Here is a 243-nt window from a genome sequence, read left to right as displayed (position 1 = left end):
GCGGAACAAGTCGGCCACGTCATAAAGGCATTATGGCGCGATGATGTGCCGAAGGTATCGCCGTTGAAGCTGAAGGGAACCCTCGGCTCCCTCGGCAAGCATGCGGGCTTCGGACTGATGGGCAATACCTCCGTCATCGGACGCGTGCCGCGGATTCTGAAGAGCGGTGTGCTCTGGAAATCCAAGCGCCACTACTAGGCGGATCATAGATTCATCGATCCTGCTTCATTAAAGCGGACAGGG

The 243-nt window shown here is 57.2% G+C and carries 1 protein-coding gene; it reads left to right on the top strand.

The window, feature by feature from the left end:
• Positions 1 to 198 (top strand): hypothetical protein (locus ACSNOG_RS33895; RefSeq protein WP_436756502.1); only part of this gene is annotated, 198 nt, incomplete at its 5' end.
• Positions 199 to 243: the final 45 nt, after the last annotated feature.

The sequence above is a fragment of the Streptomyces sp. URMC 124 genome (assembly GCF_051386455.1).
Taxonomy (GTDB): Bacteria; Actinomycetota; Actinomycetes; order Streptomycetales; family Streptomycetaceae; genus Streptomyces.
The sequence above is the reverse complement of the archived record's forward strand: the minus strand, read 5'-3'. Positions and strand labels throughout refer to the sequence as shown.